Source organism: Phyllobacterium sp. SB3 (assembly GCF_040009165.1).
GTDB lineage: Bacteria > Pseudomonadota > Alphaproteobacteria > Rhizobiales > Rhizobiaceae > Phyllobacterium.
Genome location: NZ_JBDYKI010000013.1, coordinates 87,355 through 101,925 on the forward strand (window position 1 = coordinate 87,355; position 14,571 = coordinate 101,925).

General features: G+C 54.5%; 13 protein-coding genes. 10 read left to right on the plus strand and 3 right to left on the minus strand.

All coding sequences use genetic code 11. The features are described from left to right. The first annotated feature begins 67 nt into the window (after positions 1 to 67). From ABKW30_RS28060 to ABKW30_RS28105, 10 genes are all read left to right on the plus strand, one after another. The gene (locus ABKW30_RS28060) at positions 68 to 874 is read left to right on the plus strand and encodes an alpha/beta hydrolase (RefSeq protein WP_348602252.1); all 807 of its coding nucleotides are present in this window, start codon (positions 68 to 70) and stop codon (positions 872 to 874) included. Further along, entirely contained in the window at positions 867 to 1,259 is a 393-nt protein-coding gene (locus tag ABKW30_RS28065; RefSeq protein ID WP_348602253.1) for a carboxymuconolactone decarboxylase family protein, read from the plus strand. The genes ABKW30_RS28060 and ABKW30_RS28065 overlap by 8 nt, the downstream gene beginning before the upstream one ends. Next, entirely contained in the window at positions 1,256 to 1,873 is a 618-nt protein-coding gene (locus ABKW30_RS28070) for an amino acid synthesis family protein (protein WP_348602254.1), read from the plus strand. The genes ABKW30_RS28065 and ABKW30_RS28070 overlap by 4 nt, the downstream gene beginning before the upstream one ends. Before the next feature lie 72 nt (positions 1,874 to 1,945). Next, positions 1,946 to 3,484 (plus strand): ABC transporter substrate-binding protein, encoded by a 1,539-nt coding sequence (locus tag ABKW30_RS28075; RefSeq protein ID WP_348602255.1) that lies wholly within the window; start codon positions 1,946 to 1,948, stop codon positions 3,482 to 3,484. A 74-nt stretch (positions 3,485 to 3,558) separates the two neighbouring features. Next, positions 3,559 to 5,034, plus strand: a complete 1,476-nt coding sequence (locus ABKW30_RS28080) for an aldehyde dehydrogenase (protein WP_348602256.1) — start codon at positions 3,559 to 3,561, stop codon at positions 5,032 to 5,034. A 58-nt stretch (positions 5,035 to 5,092) separates the two neighbouring features. Continuing rightward, the gene (locus ABKW30_RS28085; protein WP_348602257.1) at positions 5,093 to 6,034 is read left to right on the plus strand and encodes an ABC transporter permease; all 942 of its coding nucleotides are present in this window, start codon (positions 5,093 to 5,095) and stop codon (positions 6,032 to 6,034) included. A gap of 9 nt (positions 6,035 to 6,043) precedes the next feature. Further along, positions 6,044 to 6,832 carry an ABC transporter permease gene (locus ABKW30_RS28090; RefSeq protein WP_348602258.1) on the plus strand — a complete coding sequence of 263 codons (789 nt, stop codon included), beginning with the start codon at positions 6,044 to 6,046 and terminating at the stop codon, positions 6,830 to 6,832. Between the two features lie 35 nt (positions 6,833 to 6,867). Beyond that, complete coding sequence (locus ABKW30_RS28095) at positions 6,868 to 8,625, plus strand: hypothetical protein (protein ID WP_348602259.1); 1,758 nt, start codon at positions 6,868 to 6,870, stop codon at positions 8,623 to 8,625. After that, a complete protein-coding gene (locus tag ABKW30_RS28100) occupies positions 8,622 to 9,413 on the plus strand; it encodes a hypothetical protein (RefSeq protein ID WP_348602260.1) in 792 nt (263 codons plus the stop codon). Before ABKW30_RS28095 ends, ABKW30_RS28100 begins: the two co-directional genes overlap by 4 nt. Then, entirely contained in the window at positions 9,410 to 11,161 is a 1,752-nt protein-coding gene (locus ABKW30_RS28105; protein WP_348602261.1) for an ABC transporter ATP-binding protein, read from the plus strand. Before ABKW30_RS28100 ends, ABKW30_RS28105 begins: the two co-directional genes overlap by 4 nt. 124 nt (positions 11,162 to 11,285) lie before the next feature. Here the strand turns inward: ABKW30_RS28105 and ABKW30_RS28110 are convergent, their stop codons facing one another. The 3 genes from ABKW30_RS28110 to ABKW30_RS28120 all read right to left on the minus strand — a co-directional run bounded on the left by ABKW30_RS28110 (position 11,286) and on the right by ABKW30_RS28120 (position 14,494). Continuing rightward, positions 11,286 to 12,761, minus strand: a complete 1,476-nt coding sequence (locus ABKW30_RS28110; protein ID WP_348602262.1) for an altronate dehydratase family protein — start codon at positions 12,759 to 12,761, stop codon at positions 11,286 to 11,288. Positions 12,762 to 12,832: 71 nt separating this feature from the next. After that, positions 12,833 to 13,621 carry a cyclase family protein gene (locus tag ABKW30_RS28115; RefSeq protein WP_348602263.1) on the minus strand — a complete coding sequence of 263 codons (789 nt, stop codon included), beginning with the start codon at positions 13,619 to 13,621 and terminating at the stop codon, positions 12,833 to 12,835. 105 nt (positions 13,622 to 13,726) lie between these two features. Then, a complete protein-coding gene (locus tag ABKW30_RS28120; protein WP_348602264.1) occupies positions 13,727 to 14,494 on the minus strand; it encodes an XRE family transcriptional regulator in 768 nt (255 codons plus the stop codon). Positions 14,495 to 14,571: the final 77 nt, after the last annotated feature.

Below are 14,571 nucleotides of genomic sequence, written 5' to 3' on the forward strand. Positions count from 1 at the left end.
GATACTGGATGTTGGTATACCATATGGCAATTATAAATTCTACTCCGCAATTACCTGAGGATAACTCATGTCCACAACGAAGGATGGGATCGTCAATTACGAACGGCGGGGTTCGGGTGCACCGCTCGTTCTGATTCACGGTGTTGGCGCCAATCTGTCGAGCTGGGACGGCGTCTGCGCAGCCCTTGAGGATCAATTCGATGTGCTGCGTCTCGATCTTCGTGGCCATGGGGCTTCAGCCAGAGTTGATGGATCATTGACGGTTGACGACTTCGCCGGCGACGTTCTCAAAATCATGGATGAGGAGGGTATTGTCCAAGCTCATGTGGTTGGTTTTTCCCTTGGCGGGCTCATCGTTCAAAGACTGGCCAGCCGTTGGCCGGAGCGGTTTGACCGGATTGTCATACTTTCCGCAGTTGCTGGAAGAACCTCGGAGGAACGTGCCCGGGTTCTCGCGCGGCTCGGCGCTATCCGTAAAGACGGTATCGATGCGATTGTCGGACCGGCCATGGACAGGTGGTTTACGAAGGAGTTCGCTGAACAGCATCCCGAACTGATCGAGAATCGCATTGCGGAACTCAAGGCTGTTCATATCCCGTCCTATCTTGAGGCTTACCGCGTCTTCGGCGAGACCGAATTGATTGATGATCTTCATCTTATTCCCAACGATACGCTCGTCATGACCGGGGAGTTTGATCCAAATTCGAATGTCCGCATGGCGAAGGCCATACGGGAGAGAATTCCGAATTCGGAATTGCGCATTCTTTCCGACCTCAAGCACAGCGTGCTGGTCGAAGCACCGGAGTTGATAGCCGGGCATGTCAAAGAATTTCTATCACGACAGTCAGGAAAGGATGTAGCCGCCCATGGATAATGCTCTTTTTGCGCGCGGCCTCGAGCAACGAAAAAGCACTCTGGGTGCTGAGTACGTCGAGCGCTCGCTGGCCAACGCCACGGATTTCTCCAAGGATTTCCAGGTCTTCATTACGGAGTATTGCTGGGGTGCTGCCTGGGGTGATCCCACATTGCCTGCCAAGACCCGGAGCATGCTCAATTTGACGATGATAGCTGCCCTTAACCGGATGCATGAGTGGGAGCTACACTTTCGCGGTGCGATGACCAACGGAATTACTATCAAGGAGCTGCAGGCGATAATCACCCAGATAACGGTGTATTGCGGCGTGCCAGTCGGCGTTGAGTGCCACCGAATTGCCAATCGCGTTCTGGGCGAACTGGCTGGCGAGGGTAAAGCGGTATGAGCGAAATACGGATTCGCAAAATTGTGGATTATGTGGAGGACATCCTGATCGAAGGTGGTCGCCCAGCCCCCACGCCACTTCGAATGGCGGCCTGTGCTGCTATTATCCAAAATCCATGGGTGGGCAGAGATTTTGTCGAGGATCTGCAACCGGAGATTCTCGGCTTCGCTCCGCATTTAAGCGACGCTCTGGTTCCGCGGCTCGTTGCTCTTATGGGCGGCCCCGATCATATCGAAGCATTTGGCAAGGCTGCGATCGTTGGTACAAGCGGTGAAGTTGAACACGCAGCGGGTTTGATTCATACACTTCATTTCGGAAATGCCTTCCGCATGGGCGCGGACGGAAATGCCTTTCTTCCGTTCATCAACAAACGCTCCGGTCCGGGCATGATGATCGCCTTTCCGCTCACCCATAAAAGGGAAGAGAAGAAAGGAACCCGCTCTCATTTTCTATCTTTGGAATTCGCGATCTCTGACGCGCCTGCTCCCGACGAACTTGTCGTCGTGCTTGGTGCTGCGAGTGGCGGGCGTCCCCATCACAGGATTGGCGATCGATTTCAGGATATGAAGGCAATGGGCGTTGATCAAACAGGAAAGCCAATAACCACTGCCTGACACTTAAAGGCAGGGGCAATAAAAACGGCGAATGTCGAGAAGAATTCTAGCCTTAACACAAAGGGGAATAAAATGTACGGGAAAGCATTTGCGGCGGTTGTCGCCGCCAGCATTATTACCATAACCACCCTGATCGGCGGCGCAAATGCGCAGGACGCAAAGCCGGTACAGGGCGGCACGCTGAATATCGGTTACCTGAGCGACACAAAGACGCTCGATCCTATTACGTCGGCACAATGGACCGAGCGTCAGACCCTGTTTCTGATCTTCGACACTCTCATCGACGTGAACCCAGACTTTTCATTGAAACCTGCTTTGGCTGAAAGCTGGAACTTTGAGAACGATGACAAGCGTATTGTGCTGCATCTGCGCAACGGTGTGAAGTTCCATGATGGCACGCCCTTCAATGCGGAGGCCGTGAAGTGGAATCTTGAGACGCGGCTGGATCCGGCTGTCAACTCTACTCAGCGCAGTCAGCTCGCTCCCGTGATTGAAAACGTTGAAGCGGTCGACGAACACACCGTGGCAATCAATCTCAAGCAACCCTATCCGCCGCTGCTCGCACAGCTCGCCGACCGGGCCGGTCTGATGGTATCGCCCACCGCCGCCAAGACTTACGGCGCGGATATCGGCTCTCACCCTGTCGGGACAGGCCCTTTCAAATTCAAGGAATGGGTGCGGGGCAATCACATCACCCTCGAACGCAACCCTGATTTTTGGGAAAAGGGCATGCCTTATCTCGATGGCATAACCTTCAATGATATTCCATCAAACGTCGTCGGTGTTCAACGCATGATGATCGGTGAACTTGACTATATCGGTCAGCTCACACCGTTGGACACACGTCTTGCCGAGGCCAGCCCGGACATCGGTCTGGTTCCGGCGACGGGCGGAAACTGGCATTCGCTACAATGGCGCTGGGACACCGCTCCTTTTGACAATCCGAAATTCCGCGAAGCTCTAGCTCACGCAATCAACCGCGACCGCATGAACACGATCTTGTGGGCGGGCAAGGCTCAGATTTCCTCGGGCATAACACCTGCAGGACTTTGGTGGACGCCCAAGGACCTCGTCGAATACGACTATAACCCTGACAAAGCCCGTAAACTTCTGGCTGAAGCTGGCATCAAGCCCGGAACGTCGATTACGCTTGCGGCTCCAAGTGGCGACCCCTTGCGCAGGCTTGCAGAGCTGGCGAAGGAAGATTTCGACGCGATCGGGCTGAATGTCCAGCTGGCTCCGGTACCGATGAGCGAATACTACGCCAAGACGGTTGCAGGTGAGATTAAGTTTACACCAATGCGCTGGACGCAGCGGTCAGATCCGGATGGGTTGATCCAGTATTTGTTCGCCAGCAAGGGAACGGCCAATTCTACAGGCTACAAAAACGCTGAGGTTGACAAATGGATTGAAGAAGCTCGGGTCACGGCCGATCTTGAAGTGCGCAAAGACCTCTATAACAAGATCCAGCGGCAGATTTCAGCTGACCTCCCCTATCTTCCAATTGGTTTTGCCAGTGAATTTAGCGCTGTTCACAGTTCGGTACATGGCTTCATACCGATGCCCGATCTGATTACCCGATTCCGCTACATGTGGAAGCGCGCGAACTGATTTGTCAAAAAATCCCGATCCCGCTGTTGCGGGGCTGGAGCCGCCGACTTGCAATTCCGAAGGACGAAATAGCCATGACTGCAAATTATAAGATGTTCATTGATGGCGCTTGGTGTGAAGCAAGCGACGGCAAAAGGTTCCAGTCATTAAACCCAGCGACCGAGGAAGTGTGGGCAAGCTTTCCGGAAGCGACGGCGGAAGATGTGGATCGTGCAGTGAAAGCGGCGCACCGTGCTTATCTTGAGGGCCCTTGGTCACGCATGAGCGCAACGCAACGCGGAAAAGTCCTTCAAAAGATCGCACGCGAAATCGAGTCGATGGTCGATACTCTCGCGGCGGCCGAGACCACCGACACGGGCAAACTTCTGCGGGAGACCCGGTGGCAGACCCGCAATCTTGTTGAGGTCTATGATTATTACGGCGGCCTGGCTGACAAAATCGAAGGGCAAATTCCTCCGATGGGGCCGGAGGGACCGCTTGCGATGATTGTGCGGGAGCCACTTGGCGTCGTGGCGGCGATTGTTCCGTGGAACTCGCAGCTCCACCTTGCAGCCTTCAAGATTGCACCTGCTTTGGCGGCCGGCAACACGATCGTTCTCAAGCCTTCCGAAGAAGCCTCTGCAGCCGTCACGGCTTTCGCGGAAGTCATTGCAAAAGCTGGTGTGCCCGATGGCGTGTTTAACGTCGTCACCGGGTCGGCCAATCCTTGTGGCCAAACTCTTGTCTCTCATCCTCTCGTCCGGCGGGTTGCATTTACCGGGGGCGTGGAGACAGCGCGCAAGATCATTCCGGCAACTGCTGCAAATATCGCGGAAATGTCGCTCGAACTCGGCGGAAAATCCCCAGTCGTCGTGTACGACGATGCCGACCTTGACAGTGTGGTGAACGGCGTAACGTCCGCCATTTTCGCCGCAAGCGGCCAAAGCTGCGCTGCCGGTTCCAGACTACTGCTGCAAGACGGGGTATATGATGAAGTCTTGACGCGACTTGTGAAGCGCACAAAGGAAATCGTTATCGGAGATCCAACGAGCGAGTCCGTGCATATGGGGCCACTTGCCACGCAGCGTCAGCGGGACCGGATCGAACGTCTGCTAGCCGAATCCGAAGCAGCCGGCGCACGGTTGGTCACAGGCGGTGGACGTGCAGGCCATTCCAAGGGGTGGTATTTCGAGCCGACGATCGTTGAATGCGATACCCAGGATTTTTCCATTGTCCGCAACGAGCTTTTCGGGCCGGTTCTCAGCGTGATCCGTTTCTCGACCGAGGAACAGGCAATCGCCCTTGCACGGGATTCAGAATATGCGTTCGCGGGCGGCGTTTTCAGCAAGGACTTCGCCAAGGCATATCGGACCGCACGGGCGATTCCTGCCGGTCGCTTCTGGATCAACACTTATCGCGTGACATCCTTTATGATGCCGTTCGGGGGTGCGGGGTTGAGCGGATACGGCCGTGAAGGCGGTGTCCACGCAATCCAGGATTACACCCAGGCGAAGGCGATCTTTGTGAATATATCAGGCGCAAAGGTGGCCGATCCCTTTGTGATGCGCTGACAAAGGTATAGTGCGATGCCCCTCATTATTTGTTCTCTCGTTTCGTGAAACGGATGCCATGATAGCGCTCATCAGTCTCCGCATACTCGTGATGATTCCAAACATCGTCATTCTGACATTTCTGCTGTTTGCCAGCATGACATCATTTCTCGGAACGCCGGCCGCAATCATGCTGGGCGAGGAAGCCTCCCCCACAGCCGTTGCGGAGCTTAACGCGCGCCTCGGATTCGACGGGCCTCTTATTGGTCGGTATTTCCATTGGATAGGCAATGCGTTGTCGGGCGACTTCGGTCGTTCCTACGCGACGCAGGAATCAGTCGCGTCGATGATTGCCAACGCGCTGCCTCTCACACTGGAACTGGCAGTGTACTCAATCACACTGGCCTTTCTGGCGGCATCGCTGGTTAATTCTCTACCCTTCATGAGGAAAACCGTTGAACGGATTACGTCGTCAATCAGCCTGGTTGGCATCACCATACCGAATTTCTTCCTTGGTCTCCTGTTGATCTATCTTCTGTCGGTGCAATTGCGCTGGTTGCCGACGACGGGGTGGTCGCCTTGGAGCAACGGTATTGTTGCGCACTACACCCACCTGATCATGCCCATTTTAACGCTCACCACGTTCTATTTCAGTTCCTTCAGTCTGATTTACAAATCCGAATATCGCGCCGTAGAAAACAGTTTGTACATCAACGTGGCCCGTTCCAAGGGGCTGTCCGAGGGGCGAATATCTTATCTCCATATTCTGCCCAATTCGATTTTGCCGTTGATCACTTATGCGGGGCTGTCACTCGGCCAACTGGTGGGTGGGGCCGTCGTTACAGAAACCGTTTTCTCCATGCCTGGAATGGGCAGACTTCTGGTAGACGCTATCGCGGCTCGTGATTTCCCGGTGATGCTCGCCGTCGGGATTGTCATCATCGTTGGAGTCATGATTTTGAACTTATTGGCGGACCTGACCTATGGATTTATCAATCCATTGGTCCGGAATGCTTCGTAGGATGGTCCGATGACAAAAATCTCTCCAAGTCGGGCCGTTGGCCTAATCTTACTGACTATTATTGCAATCGTTGCCATATTCGCTCCGTTGCTCGCACCGTACAATCCGAATGCTGCTACGATTGACGTCCTCGCACCGCCGTCTTCCAACTATCTTCTCGGAACCGACAGCCTTGGGAGGGATGTTTTGTCCCGTATAATCTATGGCACGAGAATCTCGCTGCAGGTCGGACTGGCCGCAGCAATGGTGGCGATTCTGATTGGAGCGCCGGTGGGTCTTGTGGCCGGTTATTTTCGCGGCCGCTTAGATTTTTTCCTTGTCCAGATTATCGACCTCTTCATTGCATTGCCAGGACTTGTGCTGGCTCTGATTATCACTGCGATGCTTGGGGCCTCGGTCGAAAACCTTTCGATCACATTGGGTGTTGTTACTGCGCCGACAGTGGCCAGACTGATACGCGGTCAAGTCTTTGTGGTGCGGGAAGCTCTCTTCGTTGAAGCCGCCCGCGCAACCGGGGCAAGCTCTGCCTGGATCATTCGCCATCACGTTTTGCCCAATGTCGCGCGAACAATCTGGGCTCAACTGGCGATCAATGTGTCCTATGCGATCTTTACTTTGGCCAGCCTCAGTTTCCTTGGACTTGGCGTCCCTCCGCCAGCATCCGACTGGGGCGGAATGGTGCGGGATGGAGCCACTTTTCTGCCCATCCTTCCTCTCTTGAGCCTTGGGCCAGGGGGTGCGGTGGCTTTGACAGTGTTTACGTTCTATCTGATCGGATCGAGCAAGAAACAATCCTGATCTTCTATTCGAGTGTATAAAATTGAGAAAGAGCGATGTCCTACTCCACACAGACAATGGCCCTGCCACAGTTCCTGCAGGACCGGCTTATAGACTTCACCGGGCACGAAGGCACGCAAGCCGTTCTTGGGTTAATGCGCAGTGCGGACGAGGTAATGTCCGTTGCCAATCTGAGTTGCATCAAGGCCTCGCGATTGAGCTTTGCCGATATGCTCGTCGCCAGGATGGTAAGAGAACGCTGGTCGATCCGGTTGATCTCCAGTGAATGTCGCGATGACGGTGCCGGACGCTTTGTCTATCGGATCGAAGCCGGAGGACACGCGTTCAGCTATATAGCCAGGGCGTATCCATGGGACGGGAAAGAGAAGGTAGGACGCAGATCGGATGGAGCGCTGCGTGACCTGTTCGGTGCCTTGTTCGTAGGCTTGGCCGATGATGCCCGCATCAACAGGGAATTCGAAACGTTTGACATGCGTGATGTGGATGCGATGCGTACAGATTCCGACGTCATTGGCTGGACACCTGCTAACCGCAGCAGTCGTCATTTTGATGCAACTGTTGATGCCCTTGTCCAAGGCAAGCAACCCGATTTCGATGAAAACATTCAATATCTTCTGCGAAATGGCGGCTTTCAGAGTAGCGGGCGCAACGGCTCGATTTCATATCTGGGCATACCTGCAGGCCATCCCCTTTGCCATCCTTTTTTTGCAGATCTCTTCGCCATCTATCTTGTTCGTATCGTCTCGATCGATTTGGTCAACGCAGTTGCACGAAATCGCAATCCCCATGCGGTGCAACTCGATTCTCGGTTGGCCCGGCATCTGGGTGTAGGCAATTCGTCGGGGCAGGGGATGTGCGTCGCCCTGCAGCGCTGGCCCCACTGGGTCTCGACGTGGGTGACGCAGCGCGAACTTGCGCTTGCCTATGCGAAAAGCCAGGCCGTCACGAATGAGGCCCGCGTCACTCTGAAGAAGAACCTCGCTGAGGTGATAGCCTCCTATGAGGGCATCGAGTCGACCGGGGAGGAGTTGATGACGCCCAGTGAGAGAGTCGCTTCCGAACTCCAATCAGTTCTCGACTGGCTGGATCAACCATCCAAGGGGCACTGGGTTGACTTTGCGGACAAGGTTGCCGTGGCGATGGACGGTGAAACGCGAGAGCAATTCAACAGCATTCTCGTTGATCTGGTACCTGATTTTTGCGACGCAATAGCTCCGTATTTTATCCTCGGGACACAAAGACAGCGGGTGCTGAAGCCGGAAATGTCCGTGGCAACGCTGCGTTCCATACTGCGCCGCAACTACTCTTCGGCGTTGAGAAGCGACCGCACGCTGGCCTCCAGTCATCAGCATTTCTGGTATCACTCCGTGGATCACGGGGAGCAGCGGCGCGGCGATCGGATTGTTGATCCGTCGGAGGAATACGAATCCTTCATTGATCATTTCGGTTTGATCCAGCGGCTGGCTTCGGTCTTGGCAAGCTATACGGACCAGACCTTGGCCGGCGAAGTCATTTTGCGGCATCCGGATCTGCATTTCGCGATCTCCCGCGTGCAATATCTGGATGGCCTGCCCTACGCGGAAATACGCGATTGTCTTGCTACGAGCGATTTTCTGCCGTCGAATCTGATCCGCTTCTTCCTCGCATCCCTCGGAATCCGGTCAGCGACACCCCTTAGCATGCGTTATGTGCGGGGTACCTTTTTCCAGGGCGTTCCCTTGCCGGAAGATCTGCTTGCCGGTGGGCATATCGAACATGGTGCGCCGGCGAAATACAAGGAGGCTGTCCTGTGAGTGAGACTGTTACCACCGCTTATTCAGAACTTACCCGCGTATTGCCTTGGTCGCTTCGTGGACTTGGATATTCATTTCCCGTAGCGGATCGTGCCGCCCATGTCATTGCATCGGCTGCGGCCATCACGCCTGGGGTTTTGGACGATATCAGCCGGATGTCCTCGCGCACCGGATCGCTCGCCTGCATTGATATCCACGACGAGAAGACGTTTTCCGTCGATGCGAAAGGCCAGTCCTTTATCGAGGTCGGGCCGGCCATGCTGGATTTCATGGGAGCTCATGCACCGGCTGACGGATTTCTCAAGGGGACGATCAAGGATATCACCGACCTCGAAATCCTTCCGGCTGTTTTGCTGATCGGCGGGGACTACGATCTTGGTTGCCTTGCAGTCGCATCGTCCGGCAAGGGACTGTACTGGTGTATTCAAATGGCCAGCAACGGCAAACGCGGGATTGTCCAAGGCGCGGATTTGCCATCTCTGGAGAGAGTTCTGGCTGGTGGTGCGAAGGAAATGCTGGATGCCGCCCGGCAATGCGTTGAATCTGACGTTGCAACGGCAACCTGCGTGATATTTGCGACGCATAGCATCTTTGTCCTGCCGCAAGTGAACGATGCCGATGTGATCGACGCTGACGCGATGCTGCTTGACGCTCACCGGCGCGGAATACCCATCAAACCGGGAACGCTCAAGGCGATCTACGATCTCGAGAAGCGCACGTGGGCGCCTACCTCCGAGCGTTCGCGTGCGCAAGCGGGATTTCAGAAAAGCTCAGGAGCTGTCACATGAGCGCGCCCCTAACCGCACCATTGCTCGACGTCCGTAATCTGAACGTTTCTTTCGGTGCTCTGTCGATCATCAACGACGTGAGTTTCCACATCAATCCGGGCGAAACGCTGGCGGTCGTTGGCGAGTCCGGTTCCGGCAAGAGTATGACGTCAATGGCGATCATGGGTCTGTTGCCGCGTGGCCTGGCAAAAGTGCGTGGATCCATCAAGCTTGATGGACAGGAGATCGTTGGCGCCAAGGAATCTTCCCTGCGGCAGATGCGTGGGCGAACCGCCAGCATGATCTTTCAGGAACCGATGATGAGTTTGAATCCTGTGCTGAGCGCAGGCTTCCAGATCAAAGAGATGCTCCGCCAGCACAAGGGTCTTAGTGACGCCGAGGCAACCGAGGAAGGTATCCGGCTTTTCGACCGCGTGCGCATCCCCGATGCACGCCGCCGCTTTTACCATTACCCTCACATGTTTTCCGGTGGAATGCGCCAACGGATCATGATTGCGATCGCTCTGGCATGTTCGCCAAGGCTTCTGATTGCCGATGAACCGACGACCGCGCTTGATGTCACGATTCAGGCTCAGATTCTTGATCTGCTGAACGATCTGCAACGCGAGATCGGGACGGCGATCTTGTTTGTTACCCACGACATGGGGGTTGTGGCAAACATGGCTGATCGCGTTATGGTGATGCGAGCAGGCAATACCGTCGAGACAGGGCCGGTTCGCGAGATTTTTGAAAGGCCAGCCGCCGCCTACTCGAAAATGCTGATCGAGGCGGTTCCACGTTTAGGGCAGACCAACGGGCCCATTCCGGCACCCGCAACGACTGCCGTATCGGAGCCCGTGCTGAGCGTACACAACCTCGTTACGCGTTTTCCGATACGGGGTGGAGCATTTCGGCAAATGATCGGCCGCGTTCACGCAGTCGAGGACATCAGTTTCGACATCGCTCCGGGCGAGACTTTATCATTCGTGGGTGAATCCGGTTGCGGCAAATCCACGACCGGCCGGAGCATTCTTTATCTCAATCCTCCGGAAAGCGGAGAGATCGCTTTCGAAGGCCTCACTGTTCGTCGGGACAATAAGAGCGAAGTTGCCAATCTGCGGCGCAACGTTCAAATTGTGTTTCAGGACCCTTTCAGTTCGCTTGATCCGCATCAGAAAATTGGCAGTGTCTTGGCGGAGCCCCTTCTTTGCCGGGGACTTGCAAGCCGCAAGGAAGCGCACGAGAAAGCACAGCACTTGCTCGAAAGAGTGGGGCTGGAGGCTTCAATGGTCTCTCGTCTGCCACATGAATTTTCCGGTGGCCAACGACAGCGCATCTGCATTGCACGCTCACTAATGCTCAATCCAAAGCTGGTCATCGCTGATGAAGCCGTCTCTGCCCTGGACGTTTCGGTGAAGGGGCAGGTGGTTGATCTGCTCATGGATCTACAACAGGAATTTGGCCTCTCCTATCTCTTCATCAGTCATGACATGGCAGTTGTAGACAGGATCAGTCACCGCGTCGCGGTCATGTATCTGGGTGAAATTGTTGAAATTGGGCCTCGCAGCGAAGTCATTGGCAACCCTGTACACCCCTATACACAAGCACTCCTGAAAGCTGTTCCAAATCCGTCGGTCGCAGCGGCTGATCGCAGGCGAAGAATGTCACTGACAGCCAGTGACCTGCCCTCACCAATCAGGCCTTTGGATTATCAGCCTCCTAAGCGGAGCTACCGTGAAGTTGGCATCGGACATTTTGTCTTGGAGTAGGAATTATCCTGCACAAGCTGAACATATGATGCCCTTATCTTCATTTCGATTTGGACATATAGGATACTCGGTTGTGCCATTCATAATGACCGGATCGGCGGCAATGGCAAGCACGTAGCCAACTTTACATGGTGGCGCCAATTTGCCATGGCACAAATTCCGCATCGCCATAGCCCAGAGCTTCGGATTTGCTGCGTTCGCCCGATGCGATTTTAAGGATATGTTCGAAGATCTCACGACCCTTGTCTTCGATAGAAACGCCATCGAGAACATCGCCGCAATTGATATCCATATCTTCGATCATCTGCGTGTACATCGGAGTGTTTGTTGCAAGCTTGATCGAGGGCGTAGGCTTGCAGCCATAGGCGGAACCACGCCCTGTCGTGAAAGCAAGAATATTGGCGCCGCCTGCCACCTGCCCCGTCGCGGACACCGGGTCGTAACCCGGCGTATCCATGAAAACCAGACCTCGCGCAGTGACAGGTTCGGCATATCCATAGACTGCTTCCAGCGGTGTCGTTCCGGATTTTGCCACAGCTCCAAGTGACTTCTCAAGGATAGTAGTCAGGCCGCCAGCCTTGTTGCCCGGTGACGGATTATTGTTCATTTCCATGCGGTTACGAGCAGTATAATCCTCCCACCAGGCGATAACAGATTGTAGCCGCTCGACGGCTTCAGGGTTCGATGCACGTTCAATCAGAAGGTGCTCGGCGCCGTAAATCTCCGGGGTTTCAGAAAGAATGGCAGTGCCACCCTGCTGAACCAGAAGATCGACCGCGGCACCCAGAGCCGGATTGGCGGTGATCCCCGAATAGCCATCCGATCCACCGCATTGCAGCGCCAACATAAGTTCCGATGCGGGGATGGTTTCGCGCTTAACATTCGCGGCTGTCGGCAGCATATCGCGCACGGCTGCAACACCGGCTTCCATGGTTTTGCGGGTGCCGCCAACTTCCTGAATTGTCAGGCTTCGGAACGTATCACTCTCGACAATATTGTAGGCTTCCTTCCAGCGTCCAATCTGGAATCCTTCGCAGCCAAGGCCAACCATAAGCACAGCAGCGATATTGGGATTGGTCGCATAGCCCCACTGGGTACGCTTCAAAACCTCGTAACCTTCACCTTTGACATCCAGCGCACAGCCACCGCCATGGACAAGCGGGATAATGCCATCAATCATTGGATATTCGTCGAGAATGCCAGACTTCTGCACTGCTTCGGCTATGAACCGCGCAACCGATGCGGAGCAGTTCACAGAAGTCAGAACACCAATATAGTTACGGGTGCCAGCACGGCCATTGGCGCGGCGAAACCCTTCAAAAACAGCACGTTGACCAACGGGCAAGACGCCATTGACCGACGTTGCATGAGCGGCATCCGGCTCACGGGTGAAGTCGCTGTAATCGAGATTGTGCTCATGCACCCACTGGCCAGGTTCAATGCGTTTCGAAGCCGAGCCGATGATCTGGCCGAACTTGCGCACCGGCTCACCTGCCGCAATTAACTGCGATGCAAGCTTGTGTCCACGCGGCACGCGATCTGTGGCTGTTACCTTCTCGATATGCTGGCCCACCTGGAAAGTGTCTACGGCAACAATCACATTGTCGCTGGCATGCAGGCGCAAATGCCCGGGGCGGGTTGAGCGTGTCCATCAATATCTCCAGCTCCGGATCAGGCTAGCAGAGCAATTGCCCGTCCCATACCCCCGGTTGCGCCTTCGAATTTATGCGGCAGGAAAATAAACAAAGCGCCCCGCGTCGGCAGCTTGCCCAGGTTTGTAAGATTTTCCGTCGCCAGGATCCCGCGACCGAGGGCCGCCCAATGAGGGGAATAATCATCTTGCATCTGACCGATACCGCGGGCATCGATGCCAATATGGCGAACACCTCGTTCATGTAAGAGTTCGATGGCATCCGCCCCCGGGGCAGGATGGGATCGGTCGTACTGAAAACCCTCGGGATAGGGTCGAAAATAGGTGTCCGACCAATCTGTGCGGAACAGAACGATGTCTCCGGCCGAAAACGGACCGTTGTCTTTTTCCCAATTCTCAAGGAAAATACGGGTAATGATCGGGCTTTCGCGCAGATTGGTCGTCTTGCCCTTTGGGTAATCGGTAATCAGCGAGCGGACATCGACAACCACTGCTTCTCCTATCATGTCTTCCAAGGAAAGCTGATCGATCGTGACCGAGCCGAACCCGGTTGCGTGCTCAAGCCCACTTTCCAAGGTGGGAATCATATGACAGGGAGCGTCGATGTGGGTTCCGGTATGATCGTCGTGAACCTGCACATATTCCAGAAATTTCCCACGCGGCCACGTGTAGTGGTTCATCATAAACTGGCCAAAGCGTTGACCCTCCGGAGGAGAGGAAGGTTGGTTTTCTCCGGTAAGAACGGACAAATCGATAATCTGAGCGTTTTTTACCAGCGAGAGAAGCTGCTTACCGGATGACTCCACCATTCCAGGGTCCTTTAAAATTGGAGATAAGGTAGAGCATGTGAAACTTATCAGCAAAAAATGTCAATAGTTGCAAATAAGAAATAAAAAGTTTCTGTAAGGAAATAATCAGCTTTTAACGGGCGACTTCATACCGGCGCGATGGGCATCGCGTTTGCTCAGGCGCTCGGTCAGCACTTCCCGAAGGACTTGTGCAAGGTTGGGTGTGGCGCTGGAGCACATTACGAGCAATCGCGCGGGTTTTTCGCTTGTGGCGATATAGGCGTGACCCATCGTGCTGTCGAAATAGGCAGAATCGCCGGCAACGAGCGGGGTCGGTTCGTAAAACTCGGTGTGGAGCTCAATCGAGCCTTCAAGAACGTATAAAAATTCTTCCCCCACATGATTCCATAACCCCTCGATATCACTCAAGGAATTGGCTTTCACCTCGATGACCATTGGAATGATGCGCTTATGCGCAATATCTGTACAAAGGTATGTATAGGAAAACTGATCATCGCTGAGACTGAGGCCTTCATGCGCATGGGAAATGCTGCGCCGTCCCGTCAAGGGGCGGCTGTCCGTTTGGCCGGCGGGGGGTCTCGACATCAAGTCGCCGATCTCTATTCCAAGACCTGCGCACAACTGCAGTATGGTTTGATACGACGGAGAAATCAGATCGTTTTCTATTTTGGACAGTGCCGATTTGGAGACACCGGTTTTCTCACTCACGTCCGCCAACGTCCAGCCGTGATACCCACGCCGTTCTCTCAGAGCCTGACCAATCGATGGAGTGGCCTGTTTTGTAAGTGAAACCATGATGTTTCCCATAAGCAACTGCACTAAACTTCCATATAAACAACGTTTTGCACTTGTAAAAGCAAAAAGTAAATCCATCCTCTGCGCCTTCGGCCCCAACAGAGATGGGTCTTGAACATGTTTTCCTGATTGACAAAATGTTTCTGATATGAAAC

Coding starts and splice junctions, on each gene's coding strand:
- ABKW30_RS28075 (WP_348602255.1), top strand. CDS start 1,946: ATGTACGGGAAAGCATTTGCGGCGGTTGTCGCCGCCAGCATTATTACC.
- ABKW30_RS28080 (WP_348602256.1), top strand. CDS start 3,559: ATGACTGCAAATTATAAGATGTTCATTGATGGCGCTTGGTGTGAAGCA.
- ABKW30_RS28060 (WP_348602252.1), top strand. CDS start 68: ATGTCCACAACGAAGGATGGGATCGTCAATTACGAACGGCGGGGTTCG.
- ABKW30_RS28120 (WP_348602264.1), bottom strand. CDS start 14,494: ATGGATTTACTTTTTGCTTTTACAAGTGCAAAACGTTGTTTATATGGA.
- ABKW30_RS28065 (WP_348602253.1), top strand. CDS start 867: ATGGATAATGCTCTTTTTGCGCGCGGCCTCGAGCAACGAAAAAGCACT.
- ABKW30_RS28105 (WP_348602261.1), top strand. CDS start 9,410: ATGAGCGCGCCCCTAACCGCACCATTGCTCGACGTCCGTAATCTGAAC.
- ABKW30_RS28095 (WP_348602259.1), top strand. CDS start 6,868: ATGTCCTACTCCACACAGACAATGGCCCTGCCACAGTTCCTGCAGGAC.
- ABKW30_RS28115 (WP_348602263.1), bottom strand. CDS start 13,621: ATGGTGGAGTCATCCGGTAAGCAGCTTCTCTCGCTGGTAAAAAACGCT.
- ABKW30_RS28085 (WP_348602257.1), top strand. CDS start 5,093: ATGATAGCGCTCATCAGTCTCCGCATACTCGTGATGATTCCAAACATC.
- ABKW30_RS28090 (WP_348602258.1), top strand. CDS start 6,044: ATGACAAAAATCTCTCCAAGTCGGGCCGTTGGCCTAATCTTACTGACT.
- ABKW30_RS28070 (WP_348602254.1), top strand. CDS start 1,256: ATGAGCGAAATACGGATTCGCAAAATTGTGGATTATGTGGAGGACATC.